The sequence below is a fragment of the Botrimarina sp. genome, from assembly GCF_040219535.1.
GTDB lineage: Bacteria > Planctomycetota > Planctomycetia > Pirellulales > Lacipirellulaceae > Botrimarina.
The window spans coordinates 238,938-253,202 of sequence record NZ_JAVJSH010000016.1; the positions used below are offsets into that span (position 1 = coordinate 238,938).

Sequence of the window (14,265 nt, forward strand, 5' to 3'; positions counted from 1 at the left end):
AGCGACGCTTGGGGAACGCTGACGGAGCCGCGACCGTGAGGGAGCGACCGAACGGGGTTGTTGTCTCTCTGGGTCGCTCCCTCACGGTCGCGCCTCGGCGAGCTAGCCGACCGTCGCCGGCTCGTACTTCTGGGCCTTGGTGTGCCTCGTGGCTCCGTGGTCCCCAACCCCGACCACCTCAACAAGGCGGTCGAGTTCCTGCCGCGTGCGCTTCTCGGTCACGCACACCAGCAGGCAATCGGACAGCTCGGGGTAGAACCGCCCGAGCGGAACCCCGATCAGGTAGCCGGCGTCGAGGCCGTCCCGGATCAAGTCGTCGATGCGGTCTTGCCGGTCGCGCACGACGAACTCCTTGAACGTCGGCGCGGCGAAGGCCAGTTCGAACCGCTCGGTCTCGCACAGCCGCTCGGCCAGGTAGCGGCTCTTTTGGAGGCAGTGGTTGGCGGTTTCTTTCAGGCCTTCGGGGCCGAGCAGCGACAGGTAAACGGTCGCCCGTAGGGCGAACAGCCCTTGGTTGCTGCACACGTTGCTCGTGGCCTTGTCGCGGCGGATGTGTTGTTCGCGGGTTTGTAGCGTGAGCACGTAGCAGCGTTTGCCGCGGCGGTCTTTGGTTTCGCCGACGACGCGGCCCGGCATCCGCCGCACGAGGCCTTCGCGGCAGGCGAGCACGCCCAGGTAAGGGCCGCCGTACTGCATCGGCGAGCCGAGCGACTGGCCCTCGCAAACGGCGATGTCGGCCCCGCCGGTTAGGCGTTCCTCGGCGCCGCCCGCTTCGGCGCCGCCGGCCCAGTCGCCGGCGGCCCAGTCGCCGGGGCGCTTCATCAGGCCGAGGCTGATCGGGTCGAACACGGCGATCATCAACGCGCCGGCCTCGTGGGCGATCTGTGTCGCCGCGTCGGCGTCCTCGACGCAGCCGAAGAAGTTGGGCTGCTGCAGCAGAACGCAGGCCGTTTGGTCGTCGACGGCCGAGCGGAGCTCGTCGGGGTCGACCACGCCTGAGGGCGCGGGGACGGTCACGGCCTGGGCGTCGAGGCACGTGAGGTAGGTCTCGATCGTCTGGCGGTACTCGGGGTGCAGGCTCGCGGGGAGGACGACGCGGCTGCGGCCCTTGCCGGCGGCCAGCGCCATGAGGACCGCCTCGGCCGCGGCGCTGGCGCCGTCGTAGAGGCTGCAGTTGCTCACATCCAGGCCGGTCAGGCGCGTGATGAGCGTCTGGTACTCGAACATCGCTTGCAGGTTGCCCTGGGCGACCTCGGCCTGGTAGGGCGTGTAGCTCGTGTAGAACTCGCCGCGGCTGGCGATCGCGTCGACCACGGCGGGGACGAAGTGGTCGTACGAGCCGCCGCCGAGCAGCGACACCGCGCCGGAAGCCGCGCCGACGTTGCGGCTGGCAAGCTCGCGCGTGTGGCGGTCGAGCTCCATCTCGCCCATCGCGGGGGGCAGGTCGAGCGGTCGGTCGAGCCGGAAGTCGGCCGGCACCTGCGCGAGCAGCTCGTCGATCGATTCGGCGCCGATTGCGGCGAGCATCTGGGCGACGTCTTCGTCGGTGTTGTAAGTAAACGGCATTGCGGATTGGGGATTTCGGATTGCGGATTGTTTCGCTCGCGACTCTTTGCGGGGGGGGAAGCCGGACTCCGCAATCCGCAATCCCCAATCCGCAATCGCTACGCTTCTTCGGCGATCATCTTTTCGTAAGCGGCGTGGTCCATCAGGGCGGCGAGGGCCGCGTCGTCGGTGATGCGGATCCTGGCGATCCAGCCGTCGCCGTAGGGGTCGTCGGAGATCTTCTCGAGCTCGTCGGCGAGGGGCTCGTTGACCTCGGCGACCTCGCCGGTGACCGGGCTGTAGATGTCGCTAACCGCTTTGACGGATTCGACTTCACAGAACGCCTCGCCGGCGGCCACTTTCGCGCCGGGCTTGGGCAGCTCGATGAAGACCAGGTCGGTCAGGGCTTCGACGGCGTGCTTGCTGATGCCGACCGTGGCGACCTTCTGGCCTTCGGACTCGGCGACCGCCACCCACTCGTGGGTCTTGGCGTAGAGGAGTTTTTCGGGGTCCATGAAGAGGTGTGAGGCCTGAGGCTTGAGGGGGTGAGGCTTGGGGGGCGGGTCACGCGCGCTTGTAAAACGGCAGCGGCGCGACGACGGCGGGCGTCTCGGCGCCGCGGATGTCGACGGCCAGCCGCGTGCCGTCGGCCGCGAACTGAGGCTCGACGTAGGCCATCGCGATCGGCCGGCCGAGGGTCGGCGAGTGGGTCCCGCTGGTGACAACGCCGCACGGCCTCCCATCGACCATGACGCGGTATTGTTCGCGCGGCGGGCGCTTGCCCTCGACCAGCAGGCCCACGCGCTTGGCCAGCGCGCCGTCGTCCTTGGCGAGCAGGCACGCGTGGCGCCCCACGAACTCGCGCGGCGACCCGTCGGCCTTGTCGAAAGTGACGGCGAAGCCGAGGCCCGCGTGGATCGGGTTGAGGACCTCGGTCAGCTCGTGGCCGTACAGCGGCATGCCGGCTTCGAGTCGCAGCGTGTCGCGTGCGGCGAGGCCGCAGGCGAGGGCGCCCCGCTCGAGGAGCTTCTCCCACAGCGCGACGGCCTCGTCGGCCGGGCAGACGAGCTCGAACCCGTCCTCGCCGGTGTAGCCGGTCCGGCTGACCGAGCAGGCCACGCCGGCCACGCCGGACCTGCGGGCTTGGTAGTAGCGGAGCGAGGCCACGTCGGCGTCGGCCAAGCCGGCGACTAGCGCGACCGCCTTGGGGCCTTGCGCGGCGATCATCGCGGTCGCGGTCGTGTGGTCGGTGAGCCGGGCGCCGTCGTCGGCGTGGTCGACGAACCAATCCAGCAGCTTCGCGCGGTTCGACGCGTTGACGACCAAGTCGAAGCGCTCGGGGCCGCTGCGGCCGACGAGCACGTCGTCGAGCACGCCGCCGGACTCCTTGCAGACGAGGCTGTAGCGGACGCGGCCTTCGTCGAGGCCCTCGACGCGGCGGGTGAGCAACCCGTCGAGCCAGGCTTCGGCCTTCGGGCCCTCGACCGAGAACCGGCCCATGTGCGACACGTCGAACAAGCCGGCGGCGGTGCGGGTCGCGTTGTGCTCGGCGACGATCGAGCCGTACTGCACCGGCATCGACCAGCCGGCGAAGTCGACGAGGCGGCCGCCGTTGGCTTCGTGCCAGGGGGCGATCGGTGTTTGCAGCAGCTCGGCGATGGCGGGGGCGTCCGGCGAGTGGGCGGGGACGGGCGGCGCGCCGCGTCGTCGACTCGGGCAGGACCCTCAGCTTATCCGAGTCGCCCGCCCTCGGAAGGGGCCCGCCGCCGAAGCAGCGGCATTCGCGGGGCGGCTCTCAGCCCTTCTTCTTGCCCCGATTGCCCCCGCCCTTCGGGCCGCCCTTGTGACCGCCCTGGGGCCCGCCCTTGGCGCCGCCCTGGGCTCCTCCCTTAGCGCCGCCCTGTGGGCCGCCTTTGGATCCGCCTTTGGATCCGCCCTTGGCTCCGCCCTTGGCTCCGCCCTGTTGGCCGCCCTTGGCGCCGCCGCGCTTCTGTCCCTCGGCGCGCGCGGCCTTGCCCTTCACGCCCGAGGAGGATTGCGCCTCGGCGGCCCGGTCGCGTGCGCGGCGGTTCTTGCCCTGCGAGGGGCGTTTCTTCTTCTCCGGCGGGAGGGGGCGTCCGGACCTGCTGGCCGGCTTCTTTTCGCCATCGGCCTGGGGTGGGGCCTTCGCGCGGCCCAGGTAGTGGAAGTCGAGTTCGCGGGCGTCGACGTCGACGGCCGCGACCGCGACGCGGACCGCGTCGCCGAGGCGGAAAGCGCGGCCGCTGCGGCGGCCGACGAACGAGTGGCTGGAGCGGTCGAAGTCGTAGTAGTCGTCGCCGAGGGCCGTGATGTGGATGAACCCCTCGGCGGGCAGTTCGCGGCCCATGATGAACACGCCGAACTTCTCGACGCCGGTGATGACTCCGTCCATCTCCGTGCCGATCTTGTCGGCGAGGAAGTTCAGCAGCTTGACCTTGGTGAGCACGCGCTCCGCGGCCGTGGCCCGGCCCTCGCGCTCGCTGCAGTGGTCGCCCTGCTGGACGAGCACGCCCATCTCGTTGACGGGTTTGGGTCCCTGGCCCGACTCGTGCTGGGCCAGGGCTTCGAGCAGGCGGTGGACCGTGAGGTCCGGGTAGCGGCGGATCGGCGAGGTGAAGTGGCAGTAGCAGTCGCTCGCCAGCGCGTAGTGGCCCTCGTCCTCCGGGCTGTAGACCGCCTTCTGCATCGAGCGCAGCGTGGCGAAGTTCAGCGCGTGCTGGCGCGGGTCGCCCTTGACCCGGTCGAGCAGCCCTTGCAGCTCGAAGCGGTCTTGCAGGTTCTCGGCGGGCAGCCCGAGCGAGCGGGCGAACTCCGTGAGCGCGCGGCTCTTGCGGGGGTCGGGCGAGCCGTGGATCCGGCGCAAGAAGAGCAGCCCCGCGTCGCGCAGCCGCCGGGCGACGGCCTCGTTGGCGGCGAGCATGAACTCCTCGATGACCTGGTGGCTCTCGGTGTTCTGGGCCACGTGCGCGCCCTCGACGCGGCCCTTCTTGTCGAGGTCGATCTCGACCTCGGGCATGTGCAGCTCCAGCGCGCCGCGCTCCAGCCGGCGCTTGCGCAGCGCCATCGCCAGGCGGAACATGTCGCCCAGCAGCCGGTCGACCTCGGGCGTGAGGCCTTCGGGCAGCTTGCCGGGGCGGCCGGAGAGGAGGCTCTCTTTGCCGACGAGGTTCTTCTTGGCGAGGTAGTCGTCGACCTCTTCGTAGGTGAACCGCCGGCGGCTCTTGATCGCGCTCTTGAAGACCTCGCAAGCGACGGGCATGCCCTCGTCGGTCATCTCCAGCAGCGCGGTCACCGCGTACCGGACCTTGTCCGGCTGGAGGCTGGCCAGGTTGTTGCTGATCACCTCGGGCAGCATCGGGATGACGGCGTCCGGCAGGTAGACGCTCGTCGCGCGGTCGTAGGCCTCGTTGTCGAGGGCCGTCTTCGGCTGCACGAAGTGCGACACGTCGGCGATGTGCACGCCGAGTTCCCAGTGGCCATTCTTGAGTTGCTTGAGGGAGATCGCGTCGTCGAAGTCGCGCGCTGTGACCGGGTCGATCGTCACGATGACCTCGCCGGTCAGGTCGCGGCGGCCGGTAGGGATCGCCTCGTCGAACGCCTCGGCCTGGCGGCGGGCGTCGTCGAGGGCCGCTTCGGAGAACTCGCCGGGGAGGTCGAACTCGTACTTGATCGCCAGCGTGTCGACGCCCGGCGCGGCCCGGTCGCCCAGCACCTTGGTGATGACGCCCTCGCCGTCGCGCACCTGCGACGGGAAGCGGACCATCTCGACGACCACCTTGTCCCCCTCGTTCGCGCCCTTCGCGCCGGGGTCGCCCACGTAGATGCCGCTGCCGAAGACCTTGCCGTCGACCTCGACCATGCCGACGCCGCCTTCCTCGTAGTACGAGCCAACGAACACGTTGGTCGCCCGCTCGACGATGTCCACGAGCCGGCCGTTGGGCTTGCCGCGCGGCCCCGGCTTGCCGGAGACCTCGATCCGCACGACGTCGCCGCTGGCGGCGTCGCCCGACTGCTTCGCGCCGACGAAGATGTCCAGGTCGCGGTCCGCCGACTTGGGAGTCCCCTCGGGCCGGACGAAACCGTCGCCGGAGCTGATCCGCCGGAACGTGCCGACGACATAGTTCGAGCCGCGGCGTTCTGCCGGCTTCCCCTTTTCGCTTTCCCCGTTCGATTCGCCCATCAGGTTCGCCCGCGCAGGGTGATCGGGGTCGATCGGCACGACCAGGTGGTTCGGGCCGAACTCGAGCTCTTCCTCGCGCACCATCTTCTTGATGACCTTCTTGCAATGGGCGGCCGCGTCCCCTTCGAGGCCGAGCCGCTCGGCGATCACCTTCGGCTTGACCGCGCGGTAAGCCGGGTTGCTCGTGTAAGACAGCACCGCGGCGCGGAGGTCGTCGTCCATAGGTCGATCAAGAGTGGGTCGAGTCGCCGGGGTCAGGGCCGGCGGGCCGGGCGGTTATTGCCCGACTCAGGGAATCAGAGAGCACGGTCGGCGGCCGGGTCGACCGCGTGCGGGCTCGCCAGAACGCCCGCCGTGGGGGGCATGGTAGCACGCCCGGGGGGGCGGCGGCAGCGGGGCGCGGATCGAGCTTGACGCTCTCCGGCGGCCTCTGGAACACTCCGCGCCGCCCGCTCCTCCAACAATCCGAACCACCAATGCCCGCTCCCTCGGTCGCCCACCCCACGAAGCTCGCCGACGAAGTGACGCGCCACGCCGTCCAGAGCGTGAACGACTGCCACGCGAGCGACGACCCGTTCCCGCATTTCACGACGCTCGCCCTCTTCCCGGAGGGCTTCTACCGCGAATTGGTCGACGCGTTGCCGGGCGACGAGCTGTGCACGCCGATCGGCGCGAACTCGTCGGTCGACGGCGACGCCGCTTGCCGGCTGCGGTGGGGCACGCACGAGGACTCGCTCGCCCTGCTCGACGCCGACGCCGCGCGGCTGTGGCGGGCCGCCCGCGAGGCGCTCGCCAGCGAGGCGTTCCGCCGGGCCGTTTACACGAAGCTCGCCGGCGGCCTCGCGCTCCGCTGTGGCTGCCGCCCCGAGGAGGTCCTCGACAAGGCGCCCGGCTTCGCGTTGCCCGAGCTTTACCGGGAGACCCGGGGCTACCGGATCACGCCGCACCCGGACACACGCAAGAAGGTCGTGACCATGCAGGTCAGCCTCGCGCGCGACGCCAGCCAAGAGCACCTCGGCACCGAGTTCTACCGCCGCAACCTGGCGCCCGCCGCGTGGCGGAGCGAGCCGCGTGGCTTCGACATCGTGAAGACCGTGCCGTTCTTGCCCAACGCGGCGTCGGCCTTCGTCGTGCTGAACAAGATCGGGCTGAAGAGCTGGCACGGCCGCACGGCCCTGTCCGAGCAGAACGGCGTGCGGAACTCGATCCTCAACATCTGGTACGCGAAGGCCGAAGCCACCCATCGCTCCGGCGCGGGCACGCCGGCAAGCTACGCGGCCTGATCGCCGCGCCCGACCCACCTTCCCCCACGAAACCCGACGAGCCACCAGCAATGTCCGGCCCGCTGTACCGCGACACGACAGCCAACGTGCCGTGCCCGCTCACCGGCTCGCGCGGCGCGGTGGTGATCGCCGAGCGTGACCGCCACGGCAAGCCGCTGCGCACCGTGATGAGCAAGGCGAGCGGCCTGGCGTTCACCGACCCGCGGCCCACGCCCGACGAGGTCCGCCGGTTCTACGCCGAAGAGTACCGCGTCCAGTACAAGCAGACGGCCACCCCCAAGCCGAAGCACATCGTCCGCGCCGGCCGCCTGGCCCAGCGGCGGCTGTCGGTGTTCGCCAACCGGCTGGCGCCCGGCTGCCGCTTGCTCGACGCGGGCGCGGGGGGCGGCGAGTTCGTCCACTTGGCCACGCGGCGTGGGTTCGCGGCGCAGGGCGTGGAGCCGAACCGCGGCTACGCGGAGTTCGCGATCCGCGAGTACGGCGTGCCGGTCTTCAACGGCTTCTACCAAGACGCGCCGTTCCAGCCGGAGCAGTTCGACTGCGTGACGATGTTCCACGTGCTGGAGCACCTGGAGCAGCCGGTCGACGCGCTGCGGCTGCTGGCCGGTTGGCTGCGGCCGGGCGGCACGATGGTGGTCGAGGTGCCCAGCCTCGTCGCGACCGACACCGCGCCGAACCAGAAGTGGCACCTGGGCCACCTGTACCACTTCACCGAGGCGACGCTCGCGGCCACCGCGGTCCTCGCCGGGCTGCGGCCGGTCCGGTTCGTCGAGTTCGGCAACGTGTTCGGCGTGTTCGAGAAGCCCGCCGCGGGCGAGCCCGCGGGCGACGCCGGCGCCTGCCTGCGGGGCGCGTTCGAGGCGAATCTCCGCGTGCTGAAGTCGCACACGCCGCTCGCCCACTACAGCGTGCCGGCCCGGCCGCTGCTACGCGTCTGGTCGAAGGCTTCCCGCGCGGTGAGCGAACGGCGCGTGACCGAGCGGTACCGCGACCGCCGCCCGGCAGAGATGCTCAACGACCTGGCGCTGGGGCGCGTGGCGTGAGGAGATGAACCGCCAAGACGCCAAGAGCGCCAAGGTACGGGCTTAAGCCGAACGCACCGGCGTCGGGTGTACGAAGCTGGCGGCGCCACGCTTGGTTCGCCGGCGTTAGCGCGCTCAGCTCAAGCAAACAGCCTTGGCTTGGCGACCTTGGCGTCTTGGCGGTTTCAACCCCGTCGCTAAGCGCCTCACACGCCCTTCCAGAGCTTCCGGTCGATGTTCGGGAAGTACTGCGTCCAGCGGCTGTCGGCGTTGGGGCACTCTTTGATGAGGCCGGTGAAGCTGGCGAGCTTGGCGTCGAGGTCGTCGAGGGTGGCCAGCGTGACCGCCTCGAGCGTCATCGGGACCTTGGGGCTGCCGAAGTGCGTCTGGCCGTGGTGGCTGATCACCAGGTGCTTGAGCTCCATCAGCAGCACCGGGGGGATCGCGACCTGCGAGCGTTGCTCCGCGTCGCGCGCCTTGCGGTCGAGCACGCACACCGCTTGCACGATGTGGCCGATCATCTGGCCCTCGTCGGTGTAGGCCAGGTCGCGCTCGTACTCGAGCTCGTCGACCTTCCCCGAGTCGTGCAAGAACACGCCCACCAACAGCTTCTCCAGGTCGAGCTGCGGGTACATCGGCGCGACCGCTTTGACGAGGTCCATCATGCTGACCACGTGATCCAGCAGGCCGCCCTTGTAGGCGTGGTGGTTCTTGATGCCCGCCGGGGCGCGGCAGAACTTGTCCATGAACATATCGTCGGACAGGTACGCGTCGACGAGCGCGGCGAGCGGCTTGCTCTTGATCTCCTTGAGAGTCGCCACCAGGCGCTCCCTGAGGGCCTCGAGCTCCGCCGACTGCAGCGTCATGAAGTCCGACTCGTCGACCTCGCCCGGCTCGGCACGCTTGACGCTCTGCGCGATGACCTGCATCGCCCCCTGGAAGAGCTGGGCGGTCCCCTCCACGTACACGTAGTCGCCGTTCTCGATCCCCCGGTAGTCGCTCTCGCCGGCGTTCCACATGCGGCACGCGATCGTGCCGGAGCGGTCGGACAGGTCGAGCTGCAAGAACAGGTTGCCCTGCCGGTTCGGGCGGAGTTGCTTGTTGCTAGCGAGGAAGACCTGCTCGACCTGCTCGTTGTTGGCGAGTTGCGAGACGAAGCGACGTTCTGGCATTGCGGATCGCGGAAATCGGATTGCGGATTGGGCAGGGGCGGAGCCTATCAGATAGGGCGGCGGCTTACGCGGGGGGCGGCGCCATTCCGGAAAGCGCGGCCCGGGCCCTAGAATGCCCGCTCCCACCGCCGCCAATCCGCAATCCGCAATCCGAACTCCGCAATGGCCAAGTCCGCCATCTCCCCCACCCGGGCCGAAAATTACCCCGAGTGGTACCAGCAGGTCGTCAAGGCGGCCGACCTCGCCGAGACCTCCGACGTGCGCGGCTGCATGGTCATCAAGCCGTGGGGCTACGCGATCTGGGAGAACATCCAGCGGCGGCTCGACGCGATGTTCAAGGCCACCGGCCACGAGAACGCCTACTTCCCGCTCTTCATCCCGATGAGCTTCCTGGAAAAGGAAGCCGAGCACGTGGAGGGCTTCGCCAAGGAGTGCGCGGTGGTCACCCACCACCGCCTGGAGCCCGACCCAGAGACCGGCGGCCTACGCCCCGCCCCCTCGGCCAAGCTCGAAGAGCCGCTGATCGTCCGCCCCACGAGCGAGACCATCATCGGCGCAACCTTCGCCCGCTGGGTGCAGAGCTACCGCGACCTGCCGATCTTGATCAACCAATGGGCGAACGTGGTGCGGTGGGAGCTCCGCACCCGGATGTTCCTCCGCACGACCGAATTCCTCTGGCAGGAAGGCCACACGGTCCACGCCACGCGCGAGGAAGCCGAGGAAGAGACCCGCCGCATGCTCGACGTGTACGCCGAGTTCGCCGAGGGCGCGATGGCGATGCCGGTCATCCGCGGCGAGAAGACCGCCGGCGAGCGCTTCCCCGGCGCGGTGGCGACCTATTCGATCGAGGCCATGATGCAGGACCGCAAGGCCCTGCAGGCCGGCACCAGCCACTTCCTCGGCCAGAACTTCGCCAAGGCGCAGGACATCAAGTTCCAGAACCAATCCGGCGAGCTCGAGCACGCCTGGACCACCAGTTGGGGAGTGAGCACCCGGCTGGTCGGGGGGCTGATCATGTCGCACTCGGACGACGACGGCCTGGTCGTCCCGCCGAAGCTCGCGCCGGCCCACGCGGTGATCCTGCCGATCTACAAGTCGGACGACGAGCGCGCCGAGGTGCTCGCCTACTGCGATTCGCTCAAGGACGAGCTGTCCGCCCAGACCTACGACGGCGAGGCGGTGCGCGTGCGGCTGGACGACCGCGACCTCCGCGGCGGCGACAAGAAGTGGCAGTGGGTCAAGCGGGGCGTGCCGCTGCGGATCGAGGTCGGCCCCCGCGACGTGGCCTCCGGCGGGGCGTTCGTCGGCCGCCGAACTGCTTCGTTCGATGGGGGCGATGGCAAAGGGCAGGGGACCCCGCGCGGCGAACTGGTCTCTGGCGTGGCGGACACGCTGGGGTCGATCCAGAAGTCGCTGTTCGACCGGGCCGAGTCCGCCCGCGACGCCGCGACGACCGTTGTCGACTCGCTCGCCGACTTCGAGGCCTTCTTCGCCGACGACGCGCCCGGCGGGCTCGCCTACGCCCACTTCACCGACGGCCCGGAGATGGAGAAGAAGTGTAAGGAGCTGAAGGTCACGCCCCGTTGCGTGCCGATCGAGCCGCTGGCCGGCGACGACGGCCCCGGCGAATGTTTGTTCACCGGCAAACCGAGCCCCCGCCGAGCGGTCTTCGCCAGGGCGTATTGAACAATCGACGGCGCGGGGCGGTAGAATGGGCGGCCGCCGTGTTCGCCGGCACGGAATCCTTCCAATCCCCATGCGTGTGAGCCGGATGAAGTTGTTCTCGTTGCTGCTCGTTTCGGTCGTGCTCGGCGGCGTGCTCGGCGTGGCGCTGGCGCGGAACGACGTCGGACGCGTCGACGAGCGCTTCTACCCGTCGCCCGAGATGGCCGCCGCGGCCGCCGGGGCTGCCCTGCCATCGGCGCCTGGCGGCCCGGCCGCGTCGGTCCAGGGGCCGGTCGCGGAGGTCGACGACCCGGTCTACGACTTCGGCGCGATGCAGCGGGGCACGACCGAGTCGCACGAGTTCATCGTGACGAACGCGGGCACGAAGCCGCTGACCCTGCAGGTCGGCCAGACCACGTGCAAGTGCACCCTAGGCGAGGTCAGCTCGCGCCCCCTCGCGCCCGGCGAGTCGACGCCGGTCCGCTTGGAGTGGGTCGCGAAGTCGATGCCCGGCGCGTTCCAGCAACACGCCACGGTGATCACGAACGACCCGCTCCGGTCGCGGCTAGAGTTGACGGTGACCGGGCGGATCACCGAGCCCGCCGGCCTGCAGCCCAACGAGCTGTTGTTCGGGCAGATGGCGGCCGACGAAGAGCGTGCGGCGAGCGTCTACCTCGCTTCGTTCGAACCCGACGCACCGCCGCTTCGGGCGACCGCCCGACTGGAAGACAACTCTCCGCTTGAGGGGAAGGTCGAGCTCAGGGTCGAACAGGTCCCCGCCGACGAGCTGCCGCAAGAGAAGGCGAAGTCGGGCGTGAAGATCACGGCCACCGCCGGGCCCGGCTTGCCGATCGGCCACGTGACCGGCTGGGTCAAGGTGCGAACCAACCTGCCAGAAGGGCCCCGGCCGTCCGCCGGGGAGCAGTCCGTGTCGAAGTCGGCGGCGGCCGGAGCCGACGCCCAGGGCGAGGCCGACGAGCTCGACGGCCTGGAGCTCCAGGTGCCGCTGTACGCTCGCGTCGAGGGCGACATTTCTCTGCGTGGCGTGCGGTGGTCGCGGGAGCTGGGGATTCTGAACCTGGGCAAGGTTCGCCGGTCGAACGGGACGAGCGAAACGCTGCTGGTCTCTTTCAAGGGCGAGCACGCCGAGGGCGCCCGCGCCCGGCTCGAGAGCGTCGACCCCGAGTGGCTCCAGGTCGAGCTGGGCGAGCCCCAAGAGGTCCGCGACGGGGTCACGCACCAGAAGATGACCGTGACCATCCCCCCCGGCCGCACGCCGGTGATCCGCAGCGGCGGCGGGCAGGACGAGGGGGGCATCGGCGCCGGCGACGCCGTCATCAGCCTGTCGACGAACCACCCCGTGACGAGCGAGCTAGACGTGCGGGTCCGCTTTGTGATAGCAGAGTGAGCCGCTCCGGTTCGGCTCGCGGCGACCGCCGCCGCCCCTCCTCGACCGCCCAGCCCGACTAGCCCGCCGTGCCCCGACTCTACCGCGTCGTTGTTTGCGTCACGCTCCTGGCCGCGGCGCCGCTGGTGCTCACCGCACTGGCCCAGGCGCCCCCCAAGGCGGAGCAACCGGGCGGGGAGGACCCCCCGCCGTACCTAGCGGACGAGGAAGACCTCCCCGAGATCGCGGAACGCTACGGCCTCGACGCCGACGCGCTCGAGCGCCTGCGGCGCGCCCACCACCACCTGGTCGAACACCAGCAGCAGCCCAAGCCCGACCCGGTCGAAGCGAACGGCCCGGTGTTCGTCGATTGGCCGAAGCCAGACGCCGCGATCGTGTTCACCGGCGAGCAGATCGGCTACCTAGAACCGTGCGGGTGCGCCGGCCTAGAGAACCAGAAGGGGGGCCTGAAGCGGCGCCACACGATGATCCGCACGCTCCGCGAAAAGTGGGGCTGGCCGCTGGTGTTGCTCGACGCGGGCGAGCAGGTCCGCTACTTCGGCAAGCAGGCCGACATCAAGCACCGGCACACCATCGAGGCGCTCATCCAGATGGGGTACGACGCGGTCGGCCTCGGCGTGATGGACTTGCGGACGGAGCTGCTCGGCCTGGCGATCAACCTGGACGAGGCCGAGAACCCGCTCACGTCGGCCAACGTGGCGGTGCTCGACTTCGACAGCGGCTTCACGAAGCGTTGGCGCGTGGTCGAGGTCGGCGGCGCCGAGGGCCAGCCGCCGGTGCGGATCGGCGTGACCCACGTGCTCGGCGACAAGGCCCGCTCGGAGGTCGCCCCCACCGGCGACCTGACGATCGTGCCCGCCGACGAGGCCCTGACCGAGCTGCTGCCGCAGATCGACGCCGACGCGTGCGACCAAAACGTGCTGATGGTCTACGGCGACCGGGCCGAGGCCGAAGCCCTCGCGCGGCGGTTCGACGTGTTCGACTGGGTCGTCGCCGCGCGCGGCTCGGACGAGCCCCGCATCCGGCTCGACGAGGCCAACCGCATCGAGGGCGCCACGCGGGGCGGCGGGCCGTTGCTGATCGAGGTGGGTCACAAGGGGATGTACGCGGTCGTGGTCGGGCTGTACCGCAAGCCAGACGCCCCGGCCGACGAGCCGGGCGCGGGCTGGGAGGCCCGCTACCAGAAAGTTCCGCTGGACCACCGCTGGGCCGACTCGCCCGCTATGTACCGGTTGCTCGTGCGTTACCAGGACGAGCTGCAATCGCTCGGGTGGGAAGGCCTCGGGCTGGAGCCCAAGCCGCACCTGACGGAGCGCGACTTCGCCGGTTCGGCCGTCTGCGCCGACTGCCACACCGCCGCTTGGGAGGTGTTCGAGAAAACGCCGCACTACCACACGTCGGAGACGCTCGTCGCGCTGGAGCCCGCGCGGCACTTCGACCCGGAGTGTATCGCGTGCCACGCGGTCGGCTGGGAGCCGCAGAAGTACTTCCCGTTCGCCAGCGGCTGGAAGAGCTACCGCGAAACGCCGGAGATGTTCGGCCAGGGCTGCGAGAACTGCCATGGCCCGGCCGCCCGCCACGCGGCCGCCGAGTACGGCGACATCGAGGTCGACGACGCCGAGATGAAGACGCTGCGCGAGGCGCTCCACCTGGAGATCCAGCCGAACGAAGGGAACATGCCCGGGCAGCTCATGAACAGCACCACCAAGGCGGTGAACAACTGCCTGGGCTGCCACGACCTCGACAACTCGCCCGACTTCGACTTCCAGAAGTACTGGCCCGAGGTGGCGCACGAGGGGGTCGACTGATCCCCCGGCCGCGCAGCGATCTGCAGCCCGCTCGCGCGAATCCTACAACCGCCCCGGTCTGCCCAAGCAGACCGGGGTGGCTGGCGTTTCCGGGCGCGGCCCGCCGCGCCGGGCCTCCGCCGCGGGTGACAATTGCGGACACCCCGCTCGATCCCCGCCAA

10 protein-coding genes are annotated in these 14,265 nt (G+C 70.0%); 5 read left to right on the forward strand and 5 right to left on the reverse strand.

Features of this window, described 5'->3' with window-relative positions; genetic code table 11:
• Positions 1-102: 102 nt before the first annotated feature.
• The 4 genes from gcvPA to rnr form a co-directional block, all read right to left on the reverse strand.
• Complete coding sequence (gene gcvPA, locus RIC11_RS08885) at positions 103-1,566, reverse strand: aminomethyl-transferring glycine dehydrogenase subunit GcvPA (protein WP_350210406.1); 1,464 nt, start codon at positions 1,564-1,566, stop codon at positions 103-105.
• A 98-nt stretch (positions 1,567-1,664) separates the two neighbouring features.
• The gene (gcvH, locus tag RIC11_RS08890; protein ID WP_350210408.1) at positions 1,665-2,060 is read right to left on the reverse strand and encodes a glycine cleavage system protein GcvH; all 396 of its coding nucleotides are present in this window, start codon (positions 2,058-2,060) and stop codon (positions 1,665-1,667) included.
• Positions 2,061-2,109: 49 nt separating this feature from the next.
• Positions 2,110-3,204, reverse strand: a complete 1,095-nt coding sequence (gcvT, locus tag RIC11_RS08895; RefSeq protein ID WP_350210715.1) for a glycine cleavage system aminomethyltransferase GcvT — start codon at positions 3,202-3,204, stop codon at positions 2,110-2,112.
• 136 nt (positions 3,205-3,340) lie between these two features.
• On the reverse strand, positions 3,341-5,968 hold the full coding sequence (rnr, locus tag RIC11_RS08900; protein ID WP_350210410.1) for a ribonuclease R: 2,628 nt from the start codon (positions 5,966-5,968) through the stop codon (positions 3,341-3,343).
• 254 nt (positions 5,969-6,222) lie between these two features.
• Here rnr and RIC11_RS08905 point away from each other — a divergent pair, with 254 nt between their 5' ends.
• Complete coding sequence (locus tag RIC11_RS08905; protein ID WP_350210412.1) at positions 6,223-7,029, forward strand: hypothetical protein; 807 nt, start codon at positions 6,223-6,225, stop codon at positions 7,027-7,029.
• A gap of 50 nt (positions 7,030-7,079) precedes the next feature.
• Positions 7,080-8,072: a class I SAM-dependent methyltransferase gene (locus RIC11_RS08910; protein WP_350210413.1), complete on the forward strand. Its 993-nt coding sequence runs from the start codon at positions 7,080-7,082 to the stop codon at positions 8,070-8,072.
• 185 nt (positions 8,073-8,257) lie between these two features.
• Here RIC11_RS08910 and RIC11_RS08915 read toward each other — a convergent pair whose 3' ends face one another.
• Positions 8,258-9,223 (reverse strand): 3'-5' exoribonuclease YhaM family protein, encoded by a 966-nt coding sequence (locus RIC11_RS08915; RefSeq protein WP_350210415.1) that lies wholly within the window; start codon positions 9,221-9,223, stop codon positions 8,258-8,260.
• A gap of 162 nt (positions 9,224-9,385) precedes the next feature.
• Here RIC11_RS08915 and proS point away from each other — a divergent pair, with 162 nt between their 5' ends.
• From proS to RIC11_RS08930, 3 genes are all read left to right on the forward strand, one after another.
• On the forward strand, positions 9,386-10,909 hold the full coding sequence (proS, locus tag RIC11_RS08920) for a proline--tRNA ligase (RefSeq protein ID WP_350210417.1): 1,524 nt from the start codon (positions 9,386-9,388) through the stop codon (positions 10,907-10,909).
• A gap of 70 nt (positions 10,910-10,979) precedes the next feature.
• Positions 10,980-12,296 (forward strand): DUF1573 domain-containing protein, encoded by a 1,317-nt coding sequence (locus tag RIC11_RS08925; protein ID WP_350210419.1) that lies wholly within the window; start codon positions 10,980-10,982, stop codon positions 12,294-12,296.
• Between the two features lie 68 nt (positions 12,297-12,364).
• Positions 12,365-14,104, forward strand: coding sequence for a multiheme c-type cytochrome (locus RIC11_RS08930; protein ID WP_350210421.1), 1,740 nt, complete (start codon positions 12,365-12,367; stop codon positions 14,102-14,104).
• The last annotated feature ends 161 nt before the right edge of the window (positions 14,105-14,265 follow it).

Bases quoted from the DNA above. Each gene is read 5' to 3' on its own strand.
- RIC11_RS08905 (WP_350210412.1), top strand. From the start codon at position 6,223: ATGCCCGCTCCCTCGGTCGCCCACCCCACGAAGCTCGCCGACGAAGTG.
- RIC11_RS08925 (WP_350210419.1), top strand. From the start codon at position 10,980: ATGCGTGTGAGCCGGATGAAGTTGTTCTCGTTGCTGCTCGTTTCGGTC.
- proS (WP_350210417.1), top strand. From the start codon at position 9,386: ATGGCCAAGTCCGCCATCTCCCCCACCCGGGCCGAAAATTACCCCGAG.
- gcvH (WP_350210408.1), bottom strand. From the start codon at position 2,060: ATGGACCCCGAAAAACTCCTCTACGCCAAGACCCACGAGTGGGTGGCG.
- RIC11_RS08915 (WP_350210415.1), bottom strand. From the start codon at position 9,223: ATGCCAGAACGTCGCTTCGTCTCGCAACTCGCCAACAACGAGCAGGTC.
- gcvPA (WP_350210406.1), bottom strand. From the start codon at position 1,566: ATGCCGTTTACTTACAACACCGACGAAGACGTCGCCCAGATGCTCGCC.
- rnr (WP_350210410.1), bottom strand. From the start codon at position 5,968: ATGGACGACGACCTCCGCGCCGCGGTGCTGTCTTACACGAGCAACCCG.
- RIC11_RS08910 (WP_350210413.1), top strand. From the start codon at position 7,080: ATGTCCGGCCCGCTGTACCGCGACACGACAGCCAACGTGCCGTGCCCG.